Source organism: Arthrobacter sp. BB-1, assembly GCF_006151685.1.
Lineage (GTDB): Bacteria > Actinomycetota > Actinomycetes > Actinomycetales > Micrococcaceae > Arthrobacter.
On record NZ_VDEV01000003.1, the window covers coordinates 1 to 21487 of the forward strand.

A 21487-nucleotide genomic window follows, 5' to 3' on the forward strand; every position below is an offset into this window, starting at 1 on the left:
CGACAAGCCCGGGATCGGCGTCGAGTTCAACGAGGAAGCCGCAGCCGCGTTCCCGTACCAGCAGGCCTACCTGCCCTACAACCGCCTCATCGACGGAACGGTCCACGACTGGTAGTTGGCTGGCCCAAAGGCCCGCAGATTACCGGACTGGGCGGCATTGGCCCGGTGTTGCCTGGCCGATGATTTTCCGCCCCGTGCCGGCCTGTACAACGGATACCGACTCACGGGAGACTGGCGCCATGCGCACCCTGACCTTCGGCATGAACGTGAGCCTGGACGGCTACATCGCCGCGCCCGGTGACGACCTCGGCTGGAGCGTACCAAGCGATGAGCTGTTCCAGTGGTGGTCTGACCGGGTGGGGGCGACGGGCCTGGCGCTGTACGGGCGGAAATTGTGGGAGACGATGAGCTCCCACTGGCCCACCGCCGACCAGCAGCCCGGCGCCACGCCGGCGCACATGGAGTTCGCCCGCCGCTGGCGGGACATGCCGAAAGTGGTGTTCTCCTCAAGGACCAGCACAGTCGACTGGAACACCCGCCTGGTCACCAGCAACGCGGTCGCCGAGATCACCCGCCTCAAGGCGGACGACGGCGGCTCCATGGACATCGGCGGCGCCACGCTCGCCGCGGCAGCCATGCGGGCCGGGCTGATCGACGAGTACCTGATGCTCACCCATCCGGTCCTGGTGGGCGGCGGCACGCCGTTCTTCACCACCCTGGACAACTGGGTAAACCTGGACCTGGTGGAGTCCCGGATGTTTCCCGGCGGCGTGGTCCTGACCAGGTACAAGACCCGGCGCTGACTGCGGGAGGGCCCCAGGCGAGGAACCGTTACCGAGACATAGACGGTTCAGCTATGGCCAAGGGGATGAGCTACAGTAGCGCGCGATCTCTATCGGCCTGCTTAGCCGCAAGGATGCCATCTCGTGTCGCCGCCCGGATTACTCGCCCTTTGATTTGAAGTGAAGCCCATCCATTGCCGCGTAACTGCCGTTTTCAACGTTCAAAACGACACCTACGGAGCAATCGATGGGGTTTTTGGAGGCACTAGGAGATTTCCAGGCCGGGGCGGAGGCGGTGGAGCGCCAGCCTCCGCCGGACTGCCCGGCCCCCTACGACTCGCACTCCCTGCAGTACTTCTTGCCGTCCTTCTCCCTTGCCAGCTGGCTGCGGTGGTGCACCAGGAAGCAGGACATGCAGGTGAATTCGTCGGCCTGGACCGGCACCACCTGGATTAGGAGCTCCTCGTTCGAAAGGTCCGCCCCGGGCAGTTCGAAGCTGTCCGCGAGCTCGGCCTCGTCTACGTCGGTTGTCGCCTCCCTTCGGCCCGACTTCTCGGTCTTCAGCTCCTCAAAGCCGCTGTTCGGCTCTTCCTCGGGCGTCACCCGTGGAGCGTCATAGTCAACTGTCATTAATGCGTTCTCCTGTCGGCTGGTTGCAGTTCGTTCTGAACAGAGCAACAACATGGACGCGGGCACGGATATTCCCGGCGTGGCACCTTGCGCTGCGGTAGGTAGACTGATCTAACTACTTACGAAGCAAGGAGCCGCGTTGCCCCTCCCGGATGCCGCACCAGCAAGCGCTGAGGCAAGCGCGCCTTCCGCCGCAAAATCACCGAAGCGCCCGGCCCGGGTGCTGCTGCTTGAAGCGGCAGCCCGGCTCTTCTATGCCCAAGGCGTGGGGGCCACCGGGATCGATGCCATCACCGCTGGGGCCGGCGTTGCCAAGAAGAGCCTCTACAACAATTTCGCCTCCAAGGCGGAACTTGTGGCCGCCTATTTGGAAGCGCGGCACGCGGAGTGGCTTGGCCTGTACGGCAAGCGGATGGAGACCGCCCAGACTCCGCGGGAACGGGTGCTGGCTGTTTTTGACGCATATATGGACCACGCCAACCTCGCCTACCAGGACGGGTTCAGGGGCTGCGGGCTGCTTAATGCAGCGGCGGAACTTCCCGCGGGGGCGGCCGGGCGGGTTGCGGTCCGGAAACACAAGGAAGAGGTTGAGGAACTGCTGGCCCGGCACGTGGCCGAGCTCCTGCCGGGAGAGGATGGGCGCGCCGCCGGGCTGGCCAGGCACCTGGCCTTCCTGCTCGAAGGTGCCATGGCCAGGGCCGGGCTGGAGGGGAATGACCAGCGCCTGAAGGACGGCCGGACCATCGCCGCCCGGCTGTTGGAGGGGCTGTGAACCCGGACGCCGGAAACCACAGAGTGCCGCTGTGGGGTGCTTTATGCGTTGCCGCCGCATCCGTGCTCTGGGGAACCACGGGAACGGCTGCCACCTTCGCCCCGGCCGTGAGCCCGTTGGCTGTTGGCGCAGTTGCCATGGGCGTCGGCGGCCTGCTCCAGGCCCTCTATGCCGTCAACGCCATCACCGGGCAATGGCCGGGCCTGCTGGACCGCTGGCGCCTGGTGTCCTTGGGTGCGGTGGCGGTGGCGGTCTACCCACTGGCCTTCTACAGCTCGATGCGCTTGTCCGGCGTTGCGGTGGGAACCGTGGTTTCCATCGGTTCGGCGCCGGTGGCAGCTGCACTCATCGAGCGCTTCGCGGATGGAAAGCCGCTCAGCCGCAGGTGGGCGGCCGGAGCTTTCCTGGGTGTCATGGGCGCGGCACTGCTGTCCTCGGCCGGGCAGGGGCACGAACAGGCCGCCACTTCCGGCTCTCCTGGTGAGACGTGGACCCCGTTGGCGGGGATAGCCCTGGGTCTGGTGGCCGGTGCCACATATGCCCTGTACTCCTGGGCGGCCCACCGCATTATCGGCGGCGGCATATCTTCACGGGCAGCGATGGGAACTGTCTTCGGCCTCGGTGGGCTCCTGCTGATGCCCGTGCTCCTGGCAACCGGCGCGCCCCTGCTGGAATCCTGGACCAATTTCTCCGTGGGAGCCTACATGGCCCTGGTCCCGATGTTCGCCGGCTATGTGCTGTTCGGCTGGGGACTGGCCAGGGTCCGGGCCAGCACTGCCACCGGTATTTCCCTGCTTGAAACGGTAGTGGCTGCGGTGTTGGCGGTGCTGGTGGTGGGAGAGCGGCTGCCGCTGCACGGTTGGCTTGGCGCCGCCGTCGTCATTTTCAGCCTTTTCATCCTGACGCCGGGCAAGTCCGCCGGTGTCCTGCCCGCGCCGCCCGCCCCGGCCGTTGACATGCGCGACGGGCAGGACACCCGCAGCGGGCAGTCAACGCCCGCCGGGCAATACACGCCGCCGTATCAGGAAAGTTCCGCGCGAAGCCCGCTACCGCCGTCGTAATTCCGCGAACTCAATGGAGGGAACGATGGTCCCCGCGTCCCGCTCCACAAAGTTGGTTCCGGGCGGCACCACGTCATCGATGGCGTCCAGGACGGATTCGCTGAGCCGGACTTCCGCTGCCTGCAAGTACGCCTGCAGGTGTTCCTCGCTGCGTGGCCCGATGATGACGCTGCTGATGGCGGGGTGGGTGAGGGCGAAGCCGATGGCCAGGTCCACGAGCGAGAGCTCCAGTTTGTCCGCCAGCCGCGCCAGGGCGTCCGCGGCGTGCAGCTTCCGTTCGCTGGAGGGGCCTGAGATGTCGTACCGGCCGGGCAATGAATGCACGCGGGTGGGCGCCTTTCCGGATTCGAGGACGAAGCTGCCGGACAGCCAGCCGCCGGCCAGCGGCCCGTACGCGAGGACGCCCAGCCCGTACTGCTGGGCGATGGGCAGCACGTCGCGTTCGTTGCCGCGCACCAGCATGGAATACGGCACCTGGTTTCCCAGGGGCGGGATCAGGTGGTTTGTGGTGGCCAGCCACTGCGCCTCCACAAGCTGCGCCGGGGTGAAGACGGACGTGCCGTAGTAGAGGATCTTGCCTTGGCGGATCAAGTCGTTGAGCGTGGTGATGGTTTCGAGGACATCGGTGTTGTAGTCCGGCCGGTGTGCCTGGTAGAGGTCGATCCGGTCTGTCTGGAGCCTGCGGAGGCTGCCCTCCACTGCCTGGGTGATCCAGCGGCGGGAGTTTCCGGAGTGGGCGGGGTTGGCGCTCATCTGCCCATGGAACTTTGTGGCGAGGAAGACGTCGTCGCGCCGTCCCCGCAGCGCGCGGCCCACTACCTGCTCCGACTCGCCCTGCGAGTAGACATCGGCGGTATCGACGGCGGTGATCCCGGCGTCCAGCGCCGCCTGGATGATCCGGATGCTCTCATCGGCGCCGGTGGGGGAGCCGTGCGCGCCGCCGTTGGGGCTGCCGTTGCCCTCGCCAAAATTCATGGTGCCCAAAGTGAGCGGGCTGACCGGGGTCCCCGACCGCCCGAATACCCGCAGTTCGCTGAGGCTCATCCCCGGTCCCTCCAGTTGCGTTGCCACTGATGCCTTCGATCGTCATGAGGCTACACAGCTTCGTGTGGGGGCGGCAGGTTTATGCCTTAGTCCTTCGCTTTTCTTCGCACGGAGTAACGCAGGGGCCCGGCGTGACGAATTGTGGCGGGCGTTTCCCCGGCGGTAGCGCCTATATTGAGGCATGGGCACTCCAGGCGATGACGAACAATTCGTTAGGTTGCACGACCTGATAATTGGCAGCAGCAACGTGAACGACTTCCTCACGGAGCTCTCCGGAGTGGCAGCTTCGGCCCTGAGTGAGTCTGCGGGCTCGCGGGTTGAATGCGGTGTGACACTGCGCCGGCGCAAGCGCAGCATGACCGTGGCGGGCAGCAGCGACCGGGCCAAGGAGCTGGACAGGCTCGAGCAGGTCCTCGGTGACGGGCCGTGCCTTGCCGCGCTGGAGACCATGCGGCCTGTAGTCCTTGCGGATGTATACGCCGATACCCGCTGGCCGGAGTTCCAAAAGATCCTGGCCGCCAACGGCTGCAGGAGCGTGCTGGGCGTACCCCTGGCCCTCGACGACAGCCAGGCGGCCGCCTTGAACTTCTTCTCCTCCGAACCTGATGTCTTCACGGGAGCGGTCATCAGCAAGGCACAGGGGTTTGCCGACCAGGCCGAGCGGGCGCTGCGGCTGGCCCTGCAGATCGCTGACGCCCGGAACGTTGCCGACGACCTTTCGGCTGCCATGGAGAACCGCACCACCATCGACTTGGCGTGCGGGGTGATTATGGCCCAGAACCGCTGCTCGCAGGAGGAGGCCATGGCGATGCTCACTAAGGCGTCCAGCCACCGGAACCAGAAGTTGAGGGACCTCGCGGCGGACGTCCTGAGCCGTGTGAGCTCGGGCTCGGTCAGCACGCACTTCGATCCGTAGGCTGCGGGCATGACCTGAAGGCAAGTCAAAGTTGTTGCTGGGACGATCCGGTTTCGTCTCCGCGCCGCCCTGCAATAATCTGAACCAACGGTTGTGCGCGGGGGTGCAGGCGCCCGGTACACCATGCAGCAACAGGCAGCACGTAAGTTCGGGCCACATCACACCAGACGAGGCGGACACGCATGACGGCTTCAGACCAGCAGCATTCATATAGTCCAGGGATGCCAACAGATCCTCCAGGCCCTGCGGCCGCTGCGGTGGAAGCTGCCGACGGCGAGGCCGTAGACCCCCACCTGCTCCAGAAACTCGCGGACGCGCACGGTGTGGGAACCTCCTTCCAGGGCTGGGACGGGCTGCCGCACACCGTGGCCGAAAGTACCCTGATCAAGGTCCTGGCCGCCCTTGGCGTAAAGGCGGACACCAACCCGGCGATTGAGGCCGCGCTGGCGGAAGCGGAACTGGCGCCGTGGCGGCGCATGCTGCCTCCCGCCGTCGTTATCCAGCAGGGCGAGCCGGCGCTGGTCCCGGTCCATGTGCCGGACGGTGCCGCCGTCCAGCTAAGCATTGCCCTCGAGGACAGTGCAGGCACTGTGGACGCCGTCCAGCAGGACGTCTGGGAACAGCCCAAGGATATCGGCGGCGTGTCCATCGGCCGTGCCACGTTCGCCCTCCCGCAGGACCTGCCGCTTGGCTGGCACACCCTGACCGCCGAGTCCGGTGGCACCACTGCCGTGGCCACCCTGGTGGTGACGCCGCGCCAGCTGACAACCGCCAAGCCACTTGAACAGCGCCGAGGCTGGGGGCTTGCCACGCAGCTCTACTCCGTCCGCTCCCGGCGGTCCTGGGGTATTGGCGACTTCGCCGACCTGGCCGACCTTGCCGCCCTCAGCGGTGAGCGCGGGGCGGACTACGTGCTGGTGAATCCGCTGCACGCCGCAGAGCCCGTGCCGCCGGTGCAGCCCTCGCCCTATTCCCCCTCCACCCGGAGGTTCTTCAACCCGCTCTACATCCGGGTGGAGGCGATACCCGAACTGGCCTACCTGAAGCCGCGCCGGCGTGCAGCGGTGGAGAAGCTTCGGGAGGAAGTCGCGGGGCTCAACAAGGACGCAGGCAGGCTGGACCGGAACGCCGTCTATGCCGCCAAACTCCAGGCGCTGGAACTGCTCTACCACGCGCGCCGTTCCCCTGCCCGTCAGGCTGCGTTTGATGAGTTCTGCCGGATCTCCGGGACCGGACTGGACGATTTCGCGCTCTGGTCCGCCATCCGTGAAGACGTTGCGCCGGACGATCCCCTGTGGACGGATCCGGCCACTTCCCTGGGGACACCCCAGGCCGAGGTGCTGCGGGAAAAGCTTGCGGACAGGATCGGGTTCCACCGCTGGCTGCAGTGGATCTGCGATGAGCAGCTTGAGGAGGCCCAGAAGGCTGCGCTGCGGTCCGGCATGCGCCTGGGTGTGGTGCACGATCTCGCCGTCGGAGTGGACCACAGCAGTGCCGACGCCTGGACCCTCCGCCACGTGCTCGCTCCGGCCACCAGCGTGGGCGCCCCGCCGGACATGTACAACCAGCAGGGCCAGGACTGGGGACAGCCGCCGTGGCACCCCGCCCGCCTGGCCGAGGCCGGCTACCAGCCGTTCCGGAACATGCTGGCCACGGTCCTGCGGCACGCCGGCGGCATCAGGGTGGACCACATCCTCGGCTTGTTCCGGCTCTGGTGGATCCCGGTTGGCAATGCCCCGGGCGATGGCGCCTACGTCCGTTACGACCATGAGGCGCTGATCGGCATCCTTGCTTTGGAGGCCCAGCGCGCCGGAGCCGTGGTGATCGGGGAGGACCTGGGAACTTTCGAACCGTGGGTGCGTGACTACCTTGCCGCCCGCGGCATCCTGGGAACGTCCATCCTTTGGTTTGAGTACGACGGCGATTCGCCCCTGGCGCCGGAAAAGTACCGGACGCAGGCACTTTCCAGCGTCAACACCCACGACCTTCCGCCCACGGCAGGCTACCTTGCCGGCGATCACGTGGCACTGCGCAGCCGGCTCGAGCTCCTGGAGCGGTCCGAGGAGGAGGAGCGGGCCGAACACAACGCCTCACTGGAGAAAATGCTGGCCCTGCTGCGCGAACGCGGCTACCTGCCCGGTGACGCGGGCGCGCTGGCGGAGACCGAGGAACGGACCATCGAGGCGCTCCACCTCCTGCTCACCCAGACGCCGTCGGTCCTGCTGGGCGTTGCGCTTGTGGATGCGGTGGGCGAGCGGCGCGTCCAGAACCAGCCCGGCACCACCGAAGCGCTGTATCCGAACTGGCAGGTTCCGCTGGCCGGGCCGGACGGCAAGCCCGTGCTCCTTGACGACCTTCCCGCCAACCCGCGGTTCAACTCGCTGCTGGCCGCCGTGGAAGGTGCCCTGCGCAGCTAGCCCGCCGCCGGGGGATCGGCTGGCACAGCAGCGCGGGGCCCCTTCCCGCCGTCCGATGATTCGGGACGGGCTGGAAGTGGCCCCGCGCTGTCCGCTTTTTTCGCGGAGGACTCCGCTAGCCCGCGGTGATCAGGTGGGTGACGTGGTCATAGCGGAAGGTGACCGGGCCGCCGTCGTGCTTGAACACAATGTCGCCACCGGGGGAGGCTCCGCCTGCGCCGTAGTTAACGTTCCAGGACCGGTCAAGGGCGGCCTTGAACTCGTAGGTGCCCGCGTCCAGGTTCGGCACGGCCAGCTTCCAGATGAGGTCGGCCGGGTCCAGTGCCAGCTGCGCCTGGTCGCAGGCGGGATCCCAGTCCGAGGCGCAGCCCATTTCGGTGTTCATGCTCCCGGCAGCCGCAACGGCGCCGGGCTGTTGGGAGGCGTACACGGCCGTGATCAGGTGGGTGGTGTTGTCATAGCGGAACGTCACCGGGCCGCCGGGATGGTCCAGCGTGATGTTCGGCCCGTTGGCTGCGCCGCCGGCTCCGTAGTTCTCCGCCCAGCCGCCGTTCAGCGCGGCCTTGTACTCGTACTGGCCCGGGTCAAGATCCACCGTGAGCCGCCAGACCTTGTCGGCAGGGTCCAGCGTCATCATTGCCTTCGGGCAGGTCGGATCCCACTGGCCCGTGCAACCCATGGCCTGGTTCAAGGACCCGACCACGGTCACCGAATTCGGCTGCGGGGCGTCGCCCACCGTGACGGTCCGGATGTCACTGGCCACGCTGAAACCGGGGCCGGCCATCGTGGCCCGGTACGCCACCTTGGTGCCATCCTCAAGGCTCGAGATGTCGTCCGAGGCCGAGTAGACGGGTGAGGACTCGTCGGTGGCAACCGTGGTCCACGCGCCGCCGGCGACGCTGCGTTCGAAGGTAACCACGTGGCTTGCCTTCTCGGGATCGGCTGTGGCGCTGAGCTCCACCGAGCCTTTCACGTTGCTGCCCTCTTCCGGTTTCTGCAGCGTGAGGACGGGCGCGGGAACGCTTGCCGCGCGGGACTGCGACGTGGCGGTGTGCCCGCCGTTGTCCAGGACGGTGGCGCGGTACTCCACCGCCGTGCCGGCGTCGAAGGCCGCGACGTCGTGGAACACCTGGTACGGGGCAGTGTCGTCAGTGCCGATGGTCGTCCAGTCCCCGCCTGCTGCCTTGGCTTCGAAGGTGACCTCGTAGAACGAGGAGCCGTCGACGTCGGCCGTCACCTTGAGGCGCCCGTTGTCACCCTGTGCAGGCGCCGGCTCCTGGAGGACGACGGCGGGCGCCGCCTTGGAGTGCGGGATCCTCCCGGACGACTCGTACACCACGGCGGAAAGCGGCGGGACGGTGACGGTCAGCTTGCCGTCCGCCGAGGTTTTGGCCTCGTCCGCGCCTTCGCCGTAAATCCGGGTATAGGTGCGCTTGGCGATGTACGTGGGCACCTCGGCAGTTTGTGGCTGTTCGCTGTTGTTCAGCGCCACAACGTACTCGCGCTGGTCTTCCGCATCCGTGCGGGAGAAGGCGTAGATGCCGGCGCCGTCGGAGGCGTAACGGTGCTGGTGGGCGCCGTCCCGCAGGGCCGGGTGCTCCTTGGTGAGTGCGGCAAGCTCGCTGATCTTCGTGTACAGCGGGTGCCCGGGATTGAAGTTGTCCTGGGCGTGGGTGGCGTCGGTGCCCAGTAGGTCGTCGTCGAGGTATGCCTCCACCCTGCTGCGGAAGAGGGTCTGGCGGGCGTCCTGGTCCCCGCCAGGGCCGGTGAAGCCCTGCTCGTCTCCGTAGTAGATCACGGGGTTGCCGCGGGAGAAGTACATCAGTTCGTGGGCCAGCTGGTCGCGGGCCACCTTCTCGGCGTCCGTTGCTCCGGGGTTGTCCGCTGCGACGAAGCTGCCGATGCGGCCCATGTCGTGGTTGCCCAGGAACGTGGGCAGCTGGTACACGTTCGAGTCTGCGTCCGTGTACCAGTCATCGCCTGCGAAGAAGGTCTCCAGCGTCCGGGTGTTCTGGCCCTTGGACGCGAAGCTCCGCGCTGCCTCCTGGAACGGGAAGTCCAGGACTGCCTGCATCTGGTTGCGGGTGGTGAACTGGGAGGTGAAGCTCTTGGTGGTATCAAAGACCTCGCCGAACATAAAGAACTCGTCCTTGCCCTGGGCCTTTGCATAACTGAGGACGTCCGGGCCGAAATCCTGCCAGAACTCGTTGTTGACGTGCTTCATGGTGTCGATCCGGAAGCCATCCACGCCGAAGTCCCCGATCCAGGTCTTGTAGATGTCCTTCATCCCGCTGACCACCTTGGGGTGCTCGGTGAAGAGGTCATCCAGGCCAAAGAAGTCGCCGTAGTACGCGTCCTCACCGGCGAAGGTAGTGTCGCCCCGGTTGTGGTAGAGCGTGGGATCGTTCAGCCAGTCCGGAACCTTCAGGTTCTGCTCTTCGCCGGTCAACTCGGGAATGTAGGGGAATGATACTTGTGGATCGAGTTTCGGGAAGCTTTCCGAGCCGGCGTAGTCGCGGTCATCGAACTCCACTCCGTCCGCAGTTTTGTACGGCGCTTCGTCCTTGGAGACGTACCCCTGGCGTGCCTTGTCCTGATAACTGATGACATCCGCGGTGTGGTTGGTGATGATGTCGAAGTACACCTTCATGCCGCGGGCGTGAGCCTCGTCGATGAGGGCCTTGAGCTCGGCATTGGTGCCCAGGTGCGGGTCTATCTGGGTGAAGTCCGTGATCCAGTAGCCGTGGTAGCCGGCCGAGTTGTCCTCCTTCTGTACCGCCTTGTTCTTGAAGCTGGGGGTGAGCCAGATGGAGGTGGTGCCCAGGCCCTGGATGTAGTCGATTTTGTCCAGCAGGCCCGCCAGGTCTCCGCCGTTGTAGAACCCTTTGTTCGTGGGGTCGAAGCCGGACACCATGGGATCGCTGCCCAAGCCGCCCTGGTCATTTGCGGTGCTTCCGTTGCTGAAGCGGTCCGCCATCACGAAGTAGAAGTTCTCGTCCGTTACGGGGGCCCGGAGTGAGTGAAGGGCCGACGCCGATCCTGGGTCTTTCGGGCCAGGCGCGGCTTGGGCGGGGAGGACTGCGGCCGAGACGGCGACGGCGGCTGCCAGCAGCCCGGCGGCGTAACGGAATGCGGGAGTAGGACAAGTTCGGGCGCGTGGGGGCGCGCTGGGACGGGTGCGGTGTATCAAGGCTGAGACCTTCCTGGGAGCGGCGCTGCTGTACAGGCTTGCCGCCGGGGAAACAGGCGGCAATCGTTGCGTGCCTCAAACAGGTAAGCGTGCTTCCTGTGAGTCACGCCACAACTGTAAGCGCTTGCACCGAATAACTCCAGCGTTTTGGCCGCGCGATCCTTGATCCGCCGCCACCGCTTGGATTACGCCCGCTGGCCCCTTCTCGGAACGTTTAGCTGGCGGGCGCCAAGGCAGGGACCAAGGCAGTCGGTGAGGGGGTCTGCACGTCGTCGATCATCCTGGCGGGAATGCCGGTCACGTCATCAAGGGCGAACGTTGCGACGTTGTCCGACCGCTCGTGGGCGACATGCAAACAGGTCCCCCTGACAAGGTGGTGGCGCGGCCAGTTTCCGCCGCTGGGCGTGTCCTTGACCGGGACCAGTTCCGTCCCACCGGACACCACTTCGAGGGTGCTGATGATGTTGGAGCCGCGAACGCCCACATACGCGAAACGGCCGTCATGGCCAAGGCAGATCTCGGCGGCGGAGTCGCCCGGAGCCTTGCCGCCGAAGGTGGCCGGACCACGGAAGATCAGCTCGAAGGTCCCCGCGTCCGGCCGCACGACGAACACCTCAACGGAGTATTCGGACACCACGAACACGTTGCCGTTCTGGTGCTGCACAAGATGGCGCGGACCGTTGCCGAAGGGGAGGGCTACCTGGTGGTCAGCCACCAGGCCGGTGCCGGGCACGTAGTTCCAGACCCGAAGGGTGTCATGGCCCAGGTCCGTCGTCATGACGCGTCCGTCCGCCAGCATCAGGCTGGCGTGGGCACGGCTTTGCCGAGGTTCACCCGGGGTGAGACTGGCGTGCGGATCCACCGATGGTGCCGCCGGGAAACAGCCGGTCATCCCGCCGTCGCCATCCAGTTCGTAGAGCAGGACCTGGCCGTCACCCCAGCAGGCTGCAGTGATGAAGCGGCCCAGGGGGTCCACAGCTACGTGGCACGCCGCTTCCCCGGCTGGTTGTGGATCTCCCAGTGGTTCCAGGCCAAAGTCGCCGGTGCGGCGGAAAGCCCGGACCATCCCGCGCTGTTCCCCTACCGCGTACACCACGGGCAACGTGGGATGAACGGCAAGGAACGACGGCGAATCTGCCTTCACCGCCGTCCCCAGCCATCCGAGGCTTCCGTCCTTGTGCGCGGCGAGGGCACCGATGCCATCGGCGCGGCCGCCTCCGTCGGAGGTGTAGGTGCCGGTCCATATAAGGCCGTACTGGGCAGGTGAAGTCATAGGTCCATACTGCCAACAAGGTGCTGCCGTGCGGTGTAATTGCGGATTAGCATTGGACACCATCCGCCCCAGGTCCGCCGGCCCAGAGAAAGCCGGCTCGTAGCTCGTAGATCGGAGTGCCTATGCCGGCTTCCGGGACATCCGCACCCCTCACTCTTGCCGCCATAGTTTCCGCATTGCGGGCCGCCGGTTGTGTTTTCGCCGAGGATGAGGCGGGGCTGCTGGTCAATGAGGCGTCCAGCGCTGCGGCACTTGCTGGTTGGGTTGCCCGGCGCACCTCCGGCGAACCCCTGGAGTACATTATTGGCTGGGCCGACTTCGACGGACACCGCATGGCGGTGAATCCGGGGGTTTTTGTGCCCCGGCGCCGGACCCACCTGCTGGTCAATGAGGCAGTGGGACTGCTGCAGGCCGGCCGCTTTCCTTGTCCCCGAGTTGTCGTTGACCTGTGTTGCGGGTCTGGAGCAGTTGGTGCGGCCATTGCCCGGCGGGCCCCCGGCGCCGAGCTGCATGCCGGGGACGTGGACCCGGAGGCCGTGAAGTGCGCCCGCGTCAACGTGGGAGCGGTGGGCGGACACGTGTACGAAGGGGACCTGTTCTCAGCGCTCCCGCGCAAGCTCCAGGGCCGGGTGCATGTCATGGCCGTTAATGCCCCCTATGTCCCCACAGATGCGATACGAACCATGCCGCCGGAAGCCCGTCTTCATGAATCGCGGACAGCACTCGACGGCGGCGCGGACGGGCTCGACTTTCACCGTCGCGTGGCAGCCGGTGCCCTGGACTGGCTCTCCTCCAACGGGCATCTGCTCATTGAGACCAGTGAGCAGCAGGCTGAGGGAACAGCATCCATTGTGGCTGCGTCAGGCCTAACCGTCCGGATAGTCCACTCGGACGAACTCAACGGCACGGTGGTTATTGGCAGCGCCGGTTTCGGCGCCTCTTAAGCTTGGCTGTGCCGGCGTTGGCACCTCTTAAGCTTGCCCCACCGGAGTGATTGCGCCCTTGGGCTCCTCATGCCCGGGGCGCCGCAGGAGGCGGGGGTAGTTTGAAGTATCGGTTCTGTTGGGGTTTCTGGTGAGGATCGATGTGGCGTGGGGGTATGAACCAGGGGGTGCCATGGCGGGTGGCGATGGTCCACTGCTCCTTGTGTATGAGGTGGTGGTGATGTGCGCATAGGAGTGCGCCGTTACTGACGCTTTGTTAGTCTGACCCCATGAAGAAGCCCCGCTCGGCCGCGATCTACGCCCGCATCTCCTCAGACCAGACGGGGGAGGCCCTGGGCGTGACGCGCCAGCTGGAGGACTGCCGAAAGCTCGCCGCCGATCACGGCTGAACTGTGTGCGAAGAGTACGTCGACAACGACATCAGCGCTTTCAAAGGTAAGCCCAGGCCGCAGTACCAGCGGATGCTTGATGATCTCGCCGGAGGCTACCGGGACGCCGTGATCGTCTACAACATGGACCGGTTGACCCGGCAGCCGATGGAGTTGGAGCAGTTCACCCGGCTGTGTGAGCAGGCCGGGGTGACACAGGTTAAATCCGTGACAGCGGACATTGATCTCGGCAACGATGACGGCCTGTTCATGGCCCGCATTCTGGCAGCGATTGCCTCCAAAGAATCCGGCCGGAAGTCCCAGCGACTCCAACGCAAGGCCCGTCAAACCGCGGAACAAGGACTACCGAACGGTGGACACCACCGCCCGTTCGGATACGAGCAGGACCGTATGACGGTCATCGAGGCCGAGGCGGAAATTCTTCGGCAGGCTGTGGCCCGGTTCCTGGCCGGGGAATCATCACGTTCCATCTGTGTCTGGCTCAACGAGGCAGGGGTGCAGACCACTGCCGGTGGCCAGTGGCAAACAATGACACTGAACGCGATACTCAAATCCGGAAGAATTGCAGGGCTGAGGGAACACAAAGGAGTCGTGGTCGCGACCGCTCAATGGCCAGCGATCATCACGCCCGAACAACGCCAGCAGATTCTTGGCCACTTCGAAACCAAAAGGCGCACGAACACCCGAGCACCGCGCCGGTATGTGCTGTCCGGGCTGTTGAGGTGCGGCAAATGCGGAAATAAGCTGTTCTCCGCTGTTCGTGTCGACACCCGCCGTTACGTGTGTCTCTCTGGACCTGACCATGGAGGTTGCGGCGGGATTGCTATCGTTGCCGCCCCACTGGAAGAGTTCCTTGCCGCGGGGGTGCTTATGCGTCTCGATACGACCGAGATGTCCGAAACGCTGCAAGGCCGCCGCGCAGCCGACGACCGACAAAGCACATTACTGGGGTCGCTGGAAGAGGACCGAAACCAGATGAAGGAACTGTCTGAACTTTGGGCCGCGAAAGAAATCTCGAGCGCGGAGTGGAAGGCCGCACGAGGCCCCATTGAAACCAGAATTAAGGCCACCGAGCGGCAGCTGGCGCAGGCGTCAAACTCGACAGCACTAGACGGCCTGATCGGCACCGGTGGCCAGCTGAAAGAGAAGTGGGAGACGCTGAACCTTGACCGGCAGGCTGCGATCATCAAAGCCGTCCTGGACTATGCGACCATTCTGCCCGGAACACCCGGGGCACGGTCACTGGACCCGGCACGGATCCAGCCCGTGTGGCAGCTATGACGCCGCGGCGGTACTCCGGCCGCTGCCGCGTCCGTCCGTTCCGGGCGCGGCGCCCATAAGTACGCCAACCCGGGCAAGAACACCGGGATCAGTCACCCGAACCGGAACACCCTGGGCAGCGCACGTGGCCTCCACCCACTCAGCAAGCACCCGCTGATCGACCATCATGCACCCCACTGCGCCCAGATAGCAGGGGCACCCGCCCAGTCCTCCACGGAGGCCGAAGACCATTGCGTCACCGGAGGCCCGTTCAAGTAGTCAGAAGCCTGGGTGAGAACATCGCCGGGGGAGTGGCCGCTCAGGGCGAGCTTGACCGGTTGGAATCCCTGCGCCACGTCGTAACGGTGCAGCCCAAACACGCGGGAAGACGGTTCCGTGAAGCTCTTGGAGACGTACTTGGACAGATATCCGGCAGCTCTTCGTGCCTCCGACAACGCCCCGGAACCGACCGGCAAGTCACCCAGCAGCTTGATATGTACATGTCCGCGGCCCCAAGCCTCCTTGATTAGCTTGCGGTGGATATACCGGCCTACAGCAAAGTGAGCGTGCAGGCCATGATCCGTCTTATGCCACTCAGGAACCCACGCGTACGGCAACGCTTCACCACCCAGACCAGCGCGCAGGTCCCGGAAAAACTGACCCAAATGTGAGCGCAGTTCCTGCGGATCATGACAACCACCACCGCCATAGGTCAGCGTCCCAAGACGGTTGAGACGGTTCGCCGCGCAATAGCGCCTGAGCTTGGACCCCGCACGTCTCCCGGCCTCGGCAGCTGCACGCTCAGGATCGGCAGCAGCACCTTTTGCCACGAAGGCCCGGTTTGGTTTGTACGACGACCGGAACCCGCCGCCGCCCTCGCCGGCATCCGGATACAACGAGAAGAACCAGCCGGCATCAGCAGCGATAAGTCGGCCAAGAGAAGTATTGATTGCTGACGAAGACATGGGACCCCAAGAGAACGAAACCGACAAAGGAATCGCCAAGGTCCACTGACAAAAATGAGTTGATGATCGACAGGGGCCTCAGCATCCGGTCTCGCTCCGGCGGGCCCAACTCTGTCGTTTAACCGTGAGCATTCCTAATGGACGCGGGCCTACCACGCTGCTCGACCCCTCAGGAAGGCCACCTGCTAAGTATCTATACCGGCCCTGAGTTGGTTCTGCCGGGTCCTGCAATGCGCCCATCTTGCCACACGAATTACACGGCTGTCACTACCTGCCGCGGAACCGTTCGTCCTCGGACGCTAAGCGTCCTCCGGGCGCTGCGTCCCTTGCCGCGGACACCCGCTGCCGCCGCGTCGCTGCCGAGGGGAACACCAGAACCCCAGTGCAACGGTGGTCGTAGGTAGCTAGGGCGCCGGATCAGCTTCGCTTATGTAAAGAAGTCATCCGCTGCTTCGGCGACGGCCCATTTCATGTTCTCGACAGTGACTACCTCAATAACGAGCAAGCGCCTAATTGTGAATAGACGATCAGACTCGATGTCGTCCGCAATTTCTTGTTGCAAGCGGACTGGGTCATAGAAGCTCACAGGTATCAGCGAATCGCCGAGACGCACAGCGGCGTCGAAGTAACCTTTCGACTCAACTTCCCAGGCGTAATCACTGAAGTCCTGGGGAAGCACGAGTTCTCTAGTCATGGCAACTATTCTCCCCTAAGCCCCACCCGGGCAGTTGCTGTGGCTCCCATACGAGGAGTCCGAGTTATGTTGCTATTTCAAGTAAAGAGGCGCCGCTTTCGCGGCGCCTCCTCGCCTCTCCTTATTTAAACCTCAGCGGTCGCATTTGCTGCTTCATCACTCGCGGATTCAGCAACGAGAAGCTCGAGTTCGCCGGGCACCTCAAATACATTTCTCAAGAATTGAGTTGTAAAACTTAAAGCCCTGTCTACCTCGGTGGCTGTTAGCTTCTCGTCCGAAGCATGAGCGCCGATATTACCCAGTTTTCTAACGTGTGTGAGGACGTCTCGAAAATCTCGTGTTACCAGCCCGTCCGCCATCATCTGCTCAACACTTTGAACAAGCGTCTTCTTACTGGCGCCTTTATGCGCCGCTGCGGCTTCAAGCGTGCGCCTGAGTTGTACGGCTGCCGCGTCCGGAACGCCAGCTTCCATCACTACAATTGCATCGGAGAAGAATCTGGCAACGTCCTCTGGCAAATGGTTGATCTGATACTGCTTTCGGTCCAGTTCAGGAACTGCCCGAACTTCATACCCATCAAGTTCGTCAGGGATCGGCTGATTATCGGACAGGTGGTGGAACGAAGTTACCTGCACCTCAACGGTTATAAGACCACCGCAGCGCGGACAAGCCATAGCGACCCAAGACCGCTGATTGTTATTTGCATCTCGAACTGCCATTCGGGACCACATAGGGGACATGGCTGCGTGCTTAACACCGCACCATGGACAATCTCTAAAAAACACGGCTTTTATACTCATGTCGGCAAGCGTACCCGGCGCCGACTATGTAGTCGGTTTCGACAGTCTGTTGAGTGAGGCCGTTCATCTCGCCCCCAGTGACAAACGTCGGATGAGACGTTCGATCCTACCCATGGGCTTTTTAGAGGTCCTATTAACAATTTGTCCCGTTATCCAGGTTTGTGGGTCCGCCTTGTGACCAGTAGGTGATGTGGTGGGCTTCGCACCACGGCGCCGGGATGGTGCAGTTGGGGAAGGTGCAGCCTTGGTCGCGGGCGATGAGTGCGAGGCGTTGGGCCGCGGTGAAAAGCCGGGTTTTCCGGCCGAGGTCCAGGATCTCCCCGTTGGTGCCGAGGAGCGCGGGGATGATGTCGGCATCGCAGGCAATTTTGCGCAGCGTTTCGGCGGCGACGGGACCTGTGAAGGCGAAGTTTCCCGTCCCTGACAGCTGCCCCGTGCTTAACCTACTGCCTGTCCCGGACCCACTGCCTGTCCCGGACACCTTGCGGGTTCCTGACGAGTCTCCCGGCCGGGACAGCGTGCGTGGTCCTTCGCAGACCTTTGGGTTGGTTCCCTCTCCTGTTCCCGTTCCTGCAGCGCCTGCTCCCGGGTCTGTTGTGCTGGCTCCTTGCTCTGCGGAGGGGAGGTGGGGGAAGAGGTCTTTGTAGTTGATGGTGGCGATGATTTGGGGCCGGTTGCCGCCGGTGGCTGGCAGGGCGTTGGTGGTGAGGCCAGCTTTGACGGTGCCGATGATGCCGTCGAGTTGTTGTTGGGGCCTGGTACGCCGTTCCAGGTCCGGGCCGGTGCCTTCGCGGGTGTCGTTCCAGACGGCACCATGGCCGGTGCTGTCTCCAGCCAACCCCACACTGTTGGCAGTACAGGAACCCGGCCCCTCTGTGCTTTCCTCGCCCATGCTGCTCTCCGCGCCCATGCTGCTCTCCTCGCCCATGCTGCTGGTGGTGCCTCGGCTGGTTGCGGCGCCGGGGCTGGTGTTGGCGGCGGTGTGTGTGGCCGTGCCCCTGGAGTTGGTTGTGGTGCGGGGGTTGGTGGCGGCGTTCATGGCGGTAAGGAGGTGTTCGTATTGTTCGGTGGTCGCGAAGATTTCAACGTGGTGCAGGCCGTGGCGCGGCTTGCGGAGGAAGGCGCCTTGGTTGCGGCGGAGGGCTTCTTCGCTGGGTTCGGCGCCGTCAGCGCCGATGGCCTCAGTCCAGCGTTGGACGAGCCTGGCCAGGAAATCGGGGTCGGCGGTAACTGCGGCGCTGGTGAGGTCCCTCTCGATCAAGTCCAGGGCCTCGGGTGTAGTGAACCGCTCGAGCCGGTCCAGTGCGGTGGCAATAATGGTGCTGGCGTAGGAGGACACCACCGGCGAGGAGGACTTTCCCTGCTCGGGGACGCGACCGGTTACTGGGGTGAGGGCGGTGGCCAAGCGTGGCCGTGCCGGTGCGAGGGGTTCGCCGGTGAGGCTGGTCCCCGGCAAAGTCTGGTGGGCCAGGGCGAGGCGGCGGCGGGCTTCACGCAGGGGGATACGGAGCCGAAGACGGAGGAATTCGGCCGTGTTCCTGCACCCGTCGTCGGCCGGGGAGGTCACGACCTGCCCGGCGCTGCTTGCAGGGCCGGTCGCGTCAGGGCAGGCAGCCGGGGTGGCAGGTGCCGGCCAGTCGGCGTCGGTTTCGTCCAGGGTCTCGGCGCCGTTGTTCCAGCCGGTGACCCACGAACGGGAACGGTTGGCACGCGCAGCTGCGGCTGCGGCGATCGCTTCCGTACGCGTCCGGTCCACGGCGCCGACGGCAAGCAGCTGAAGGTGCTCAATAGTCCGCGCGAACTCCTCAATGTGACCCGCGAACTGAGCAACCGCCGGGTAGCTGGCTCCTCGCAAGGCCTCTGCGGCCTCCGCGGCGACGCCGTTGAGCCGATTCCCGAGGCCGGCGAGGCCCAGCGATGACAATTCGTTCGCTTCCGCACCACCGGATATCGGGAGCATTTCCGGGCCTGCGGGAGCCGGGAGTATTTCGGAGCCGACGGGAGGCGGGGTGCTGTCCGCGGGTACGGCCTGAAGGCGACCATGCCTCGCAGGGAGCCTTCCGGCTGTAGATGTGCTGCCGCTGGTTTGAATCTTTGTGCCCCGAGGAAACGAGTCAGCGCGGGCACGAATACGAGTGCCAGGAGGCAGGGGATCAGCGCTGGAGGGCAGGGCAGCTAAACCGCCGAACTCCTCAAGGTGCTCCCCAATGGCCTCCATGGGATAACTCTGCCAACGACCACTGACAAAAAACGCTGCTGAATGCGCTATGTGGAAAAACCGGGGGAGGTGCGTCACCCGGACGCTTAAAGCAAGGGGGAAAAAACCGCTAAGGAACGGGAAGGAGGAACCCCCTGACTGGCAAATTCAGCCGAGACGTCGCTGGCCGCCGCGTCCCCCAAGGATCGCGACGGCCAGCAAAGCCATTCAGTTGTAGCACAAACCTGCCAGTTTCCCGCTGTCAAGTGCTACCGGCCACTGCAGGCCGGACGGGATGCCGGGCTAGGCTTTCGAATCGGTCTCGTCGGAGGTGCCGAGGTTCAGGGTTTCCGGGTGGGTGGAATGCGCGGGGATGTGGTCCTCGCCAAGGTCGTCGCCACCCAGGGTGCCTGAAGTGCCGGTGCCTGAGGCCCCGGCCGAAGTACCCGGAACTGAGGTGCCGAAAGCACCCGCCGTCGTGGCGCCGTCGGACGTTGAGGGCGACGCCGAAGACTTTGCCTCACCGGAGGAACCGGAGGAGCCTTCACGGTGCACTGCCGAGCCAATCACCGTACCCGCCCGCCGGGCGGCTTCACTCAGCTGATCCGCGACCTCGGGAGCCTTTTCCTTGATGGCCTCCGTGGCAACGGCAACCTTGTCCTGTACAGGCTTACTGTCCCAAATGCCCGCAGCACGGGCCTTGAGCTTGTCGTAAGCGGCGCGGCCGGAACGCGAACCAAGCACATATCCGGCGGCAATTCCAACGCCCAAAAGAAGTTTGTTTTTCATGCTGAACTCCTGCTCACTGAGAAGGTTTCACTTCCGGCCAGAGAGGCCGGGAGATAGGAAAACCGGCCTGGGGATGTTGTCCCCGGGCCGGTTTCCTGGCTAGCGCGGGATTTAGCCGCGCGCGCCGCGCTTGGTGACCATGCCGTAAACCAGCAGCACGATAAGCGCACCGCCGATGGCCAGCAGCCACGTCTGCAGGGAGAAGAACTCCTGCAGTCCGCTGCCGAAGATCATTCCGCCGATCCAGCCGCCGAGGAGTGCTCCAACGACGCCCAGGACGAGGGTGATGATCCAGCCGCCACCCTGCCGGCCCGGGAGGATCGCCTTAGCGATCGCACCAGCAATAAGTCCGAGAATCAGAAATGCAAGAAATCCCATTTTTCGTTCCTCTTCCTAAGTAAAGGAGGCCTCCGGATCCCGGAAGCACTTCATCCTTCTGCCTCAATAGTAATCATGCTTACTATCTGTTTGCCAACCCCGGGTTCATGGAAAGGCCCTCTTCAGGCCCCTTTCAGTGCCCCGTCACGTCGGAATCATTGCCTGCACCGGGACCTTCATCCAGGACGGATAATTCCGCTAGATCCTGCGGATCCAGGGCGAAATCGAAGATGTCCAGGTTTTCCCTCATCCGGTCCGGATTCGCCGTTTTCGGAATCGTTACAATTCCGTTCTGAACATGCCAGCGAAGGACCAGTTGGCCGGGCGTTTTTCCGTGCTTTTCGGCAAGTTGGGAAAGGATGGGCGCACCGAGGAGGTTGGCCCCGGCGCCTCCCAACGGGCTGTAGGACTCCGTGACAATGCCGTGTTTTTCGTGGAATTCCCGCTCGGCAGCGCGGGTGACCGCCGGAGTCAGCTGGATCTGGTTGACGGCGGGGACCACTTCCGTTGCGGCCATCAGCCGCTCCAAGTGGGCGGGTTTGAAGTTGGAAACGCCGATGGAGCGCACTTTTCCCTCCGCCTGGAGCCGCTCGAAAGTTTTCCACGTGGAGATGTACTCGTCCCGGGCAGGCAAGGGCCAGTGGATCAGCAGCAGGTCCACATAATCGAGCCCCAGCCGCCTCAGTGACCCTTCCAGTCCTTCCACCGCCCTGTCGTTCCCCTGGAACTGGCCATCCAGCTTGGTGGTGATGAACAGCTCGGCACGGTCCACGCCGCCGGCCCGGATACCGTTGCCCACGCCCTGCTCGTTGCCGTATTTCACGGCGGTATCGATGTGCCGGTATCCGGCTTCCAGGGCCTGCACGACGGCGGTGGCCGCCTGGTCGTCGTCCAGCGGCCAGGTGCCAAGGCCCACCTGGGGAATGGAGTAGCCGTCATTGAGTTTGATCAGCGGTGCAAGTGTCATTCCAACAGTCTCTCCCGGA

18 protein-coding genes and 1 pseudogene are annotated in these 21487 nt (G+C 64.5%); 7 read left to right on the plus strand and 12 right to left on the minus strand.

Translation table 11 applies throughout. The features are described 5' to 3' along the window. Nucleotides 1-239: 239 nt before the first annotated feature. Nucleotides 240-803: a dihydrofolate reductase family protein gene (locus FHJ30_RS01980; protein ID WP_139027603.1), complete on the plus strand. Its 564-nt coding sequence runs from the start codon at nucleotides 240-242 to the stop codon at nucleotides 801-803. Nucleotides 804-1112: 309 nt separating this feature from the next. Here FHJ30_RS01980 and FHJ30_RS01985 read toward each other — a convergent pair whose 3' ends face one another. After that, nucleotides 1113-1412, minus strand: coding sequence for a DUF4193 domain-containing protein (locus FHJ30_RS01985; RefSeq protein ID WP_139027604.1), 300 nt, complete (start codon nucleotides 1410-1412; stop codon nucleotides 1113-1115). A gap of 220 nt (nucleotides 1413-1632) precedes the next feature. Between FHJ30_RS01985 and FHJ30_RS01990 the strand changes: the two genes are divergently transcribed. Both FHJ30_RS01990 and FHJ30_RS01995 read left to right on the plus strand, forming a co-directional pair. Further along, a complete protein-coding gene (locus FHJ30_RS01990) occupies nucleotides 1633-2184 on the plus strand; it encodes a TetR/AcrR family transcriptional regulator (protein ID WP_171058887.1) in 552 nt (183 codons plus the stop codon). Further along, on the plus strand, nucleotides 2181-3245 hold the full coding sequence (locus FHJ30_RS01995) for a DMT family transporter (RefSeq protein WP_139027606.1): 1065 nt from the start codon (nucleotides 2181-2183) through the stop codon (nucleotides 3243-3245). The genes FHJ30_RS01990 and FHJ30_RS01995 overlap by 4 nt, the downstream gene beginning before the upstream one ends. On the opposite strand, the gene FHJ30_RS02000 is transcribed toward FHJ30_RS01995, so the two are convergent. Next, on the minus strand, nucleotides 3231-4289 hold the full coding sequence (locus tag FHJ30_RS02000) for an aldo/keto reductase (protein ID WP_139027607.1): 1059 nt from the start codon (nucleotides 4287-4289) through the stop codon (nucleotides 3231-3233). The genes FHJ30_RS01995 and FHJ30_RS02000 overlap by 15 nt on opposite strands. 181 nt (nucleotides 4290-4470) lie before the next feature. On the opposite strand from FHJ30_RS02000, the gene FHJ30_RS02005 reads away from it, so the two are divergent. Both FHJ30_RS02005 and malQ read left to right on the plus strand, forming a co-directional pair. Continuing rightward, a complete protein-coding gene (locus tag FHJ30_RS02005) occupies nucleotides 4471-5205 on the plus strand; it encodes a GAF and ANTAR domain-containing protein (RefSeq protein WP_139027608.1) in 735 nt (244 codons plus the stop codon). 221 nt (nucleotides 5206-5426) lie between these two features. Then, nucleotides 5427-7622 (plus strand): 4-alpha-glucanotransferase, encoded by a 2196-nt coding sequence (gene malQ / locus FHJ30_RS02010; RefSeq protein ID WP_240793544.1) that lies wholly within the window; start codon nucleotides 5427-5429, stop codon nucleotides 7620-7622. Nucleotides 7623-7737: 115 nt separating this feature from the next. On the opposite strand, the gene FHJ30_RS02015 is transcribed toward malQ, so the two are convergent. Both FHJ30_RS02015 and FHJ30_RS02020 read right to left on the minus strand, forming a co-directional pair. After that, nucleotides 7738-10812, minus strand: a complete 3075-nt coding sequence (locus FHJ30_RS02015) for an alpha-amylase family glycosyl hydrolase (protein ID WP_139027610.1) — start codon at nucleotides 10810-10812, stop codon at nucleotides 7738-7740. 214 nt (nucleotides 10813-11026) lie between these two features. Continuing rightward, entirely contained in the window at nucleotides 11027-12085 is a 1059-nt protein-coding gene (locus tag FHJ30_RS02020; RefSeq protein WP_139027611.1) for a beta-propeller fold lactonase family protein, read from the minus strand. Nucleotides 12086-12207: 122 nt separating this feature from the next. Here FHJ30_RS02020 and FHJ30_RS02025 point away from each other — a divergent pair, with 122 nt between their 5' ends. Further along, on the plus strand, nucleotides 12208-13029 hold the full coding sequence (locus tag FHJ30_RS02025; protein WP_139027612.1) for a putative protein N(5)-glutamine methyltransferase: 822 nt from the start codon (nucleotides 12208-12210) through the stop codon (nucleotides 13027-13029). A gap of 67 nt (nucleotides 13030-13096) precedes the next feature. Here FHJ30_RS02025 and FHJ30_RS21950 read toward each other — a convergent pair. Next, nucleotides 13097-13282: pseudogene (locus FHJ30_RS21950) on the minus strand (HNH endonuclease); the annotation flags it as partial. A 139-nt stretch (nucleotides 13283-13421) separates the two neighbouring features. Between FHJ30_RS21950 and FHJ30_RS02035 the strand changes: the two are divergent. Further along, a complete protein-coding gene (locus FHJ30_RS02035) occupies nucleotides 13422-14699 on the plus strand; it encodes a recombinase family protein (RefSeq protein ID WP_205677027.1) in 1278 nt (425 codons plus the stop codon). A 164-nt stretch (nucleotides 14700-14863) separates the two neighbouring features. On the opposite strand, the gene FHJ30_RS02040 is transcribed toward FHJ30_RS02035, so the two are convergent. From FHJ30_RS02040 to FHJ30_RS02070, 7 genes are all read right to left on the minus strand, one after another. Further along, complete coding sequence (locus tag FHJ30_RS02040; protein WP_139027613.1) at nucleotides 14864-15643, minus strand: hypothetical protein; 780 nt, start codon at nucleotides 15641-15643, stop codon at nucleotides 14864-14866. Nucleotides 15644-16070: 427 nt separating this feature from the next. After that, nucleotides 16071-16337: a hypothetical protein gene (locus FHJ30_RS02045; RefSeq protein ID WP_139027614.1), complete on the minus strand. Its 267-nt coding sequence runs from the start codon at nucleotides 16335-16337 to the stop codon at nucleotides 16071-16073. 125 nt (nucleotides 16338-16462) lie between these two features. Continuing rightward, nucleotides 16463-17137 carry a DUF4145 domain-containing protein gene (locus FHJ30_RS02050; RefSeq protein WP_139027615.1) on the minus strand — a complete coding sequence of 225 codons (675 nt, stop codon included), beginning with the start codon at nucleotides 17135-17137 and terminating at the stop codon, nucleotides 16463-16465. Nucleotides 17138-17270: 133 nt separating this feature from the next. Next, entirely contained in the window at nucleotides 17271-19097 is a 1827-nt protein-coding gene (locus FHJ30_RS21560; RefSeq protein ID WP_240793545.1) for an HNH endonuclease signature motif containing protein, read from the minus strand. 540 nt (nucleotides 19098-19637) lie between these two features. Continuing rightward, complete coding sequence (locus FHJ30_RS02060; RefSeq protein WP_139027616.1) at nucleotides 19638-20123, minus strand: hypothetical protein; 486 nt, start codon at nucleotides 20121-20123, stop codon at nucleotides 19638-19640. Between the two features lie 111 nt (nucleotides 20124-20234). Continuing rightward, the gene (locus FHJ30_RS02065; protein WP_104996554.1) at nucleotides 20235-20501 is read right to left on the minus strand and encodes a GlsB/YeaQ/YmgE family stress response membrane protein; all 267 of its coding nucleotides are present in this window, start codon (nucleotides 20499-20501) and stop codon (nucleotides 20235-20237) included. A 133-nt stretch (nucleotides 20502-20634) separates the two neighbouring features. Beyond that, complete coding sequence (locus FHJ30_RS02070; protein ID WP_139027617.1) at nucleotides 20635-21468, minus strand: aldo/keto reductase; 834 nt, start codon at nucleotides 21466-21468, stop codon at nucleotides 20635-20637. Nucleotides 21469-21487: the final 19 nt, after the last annotated feature.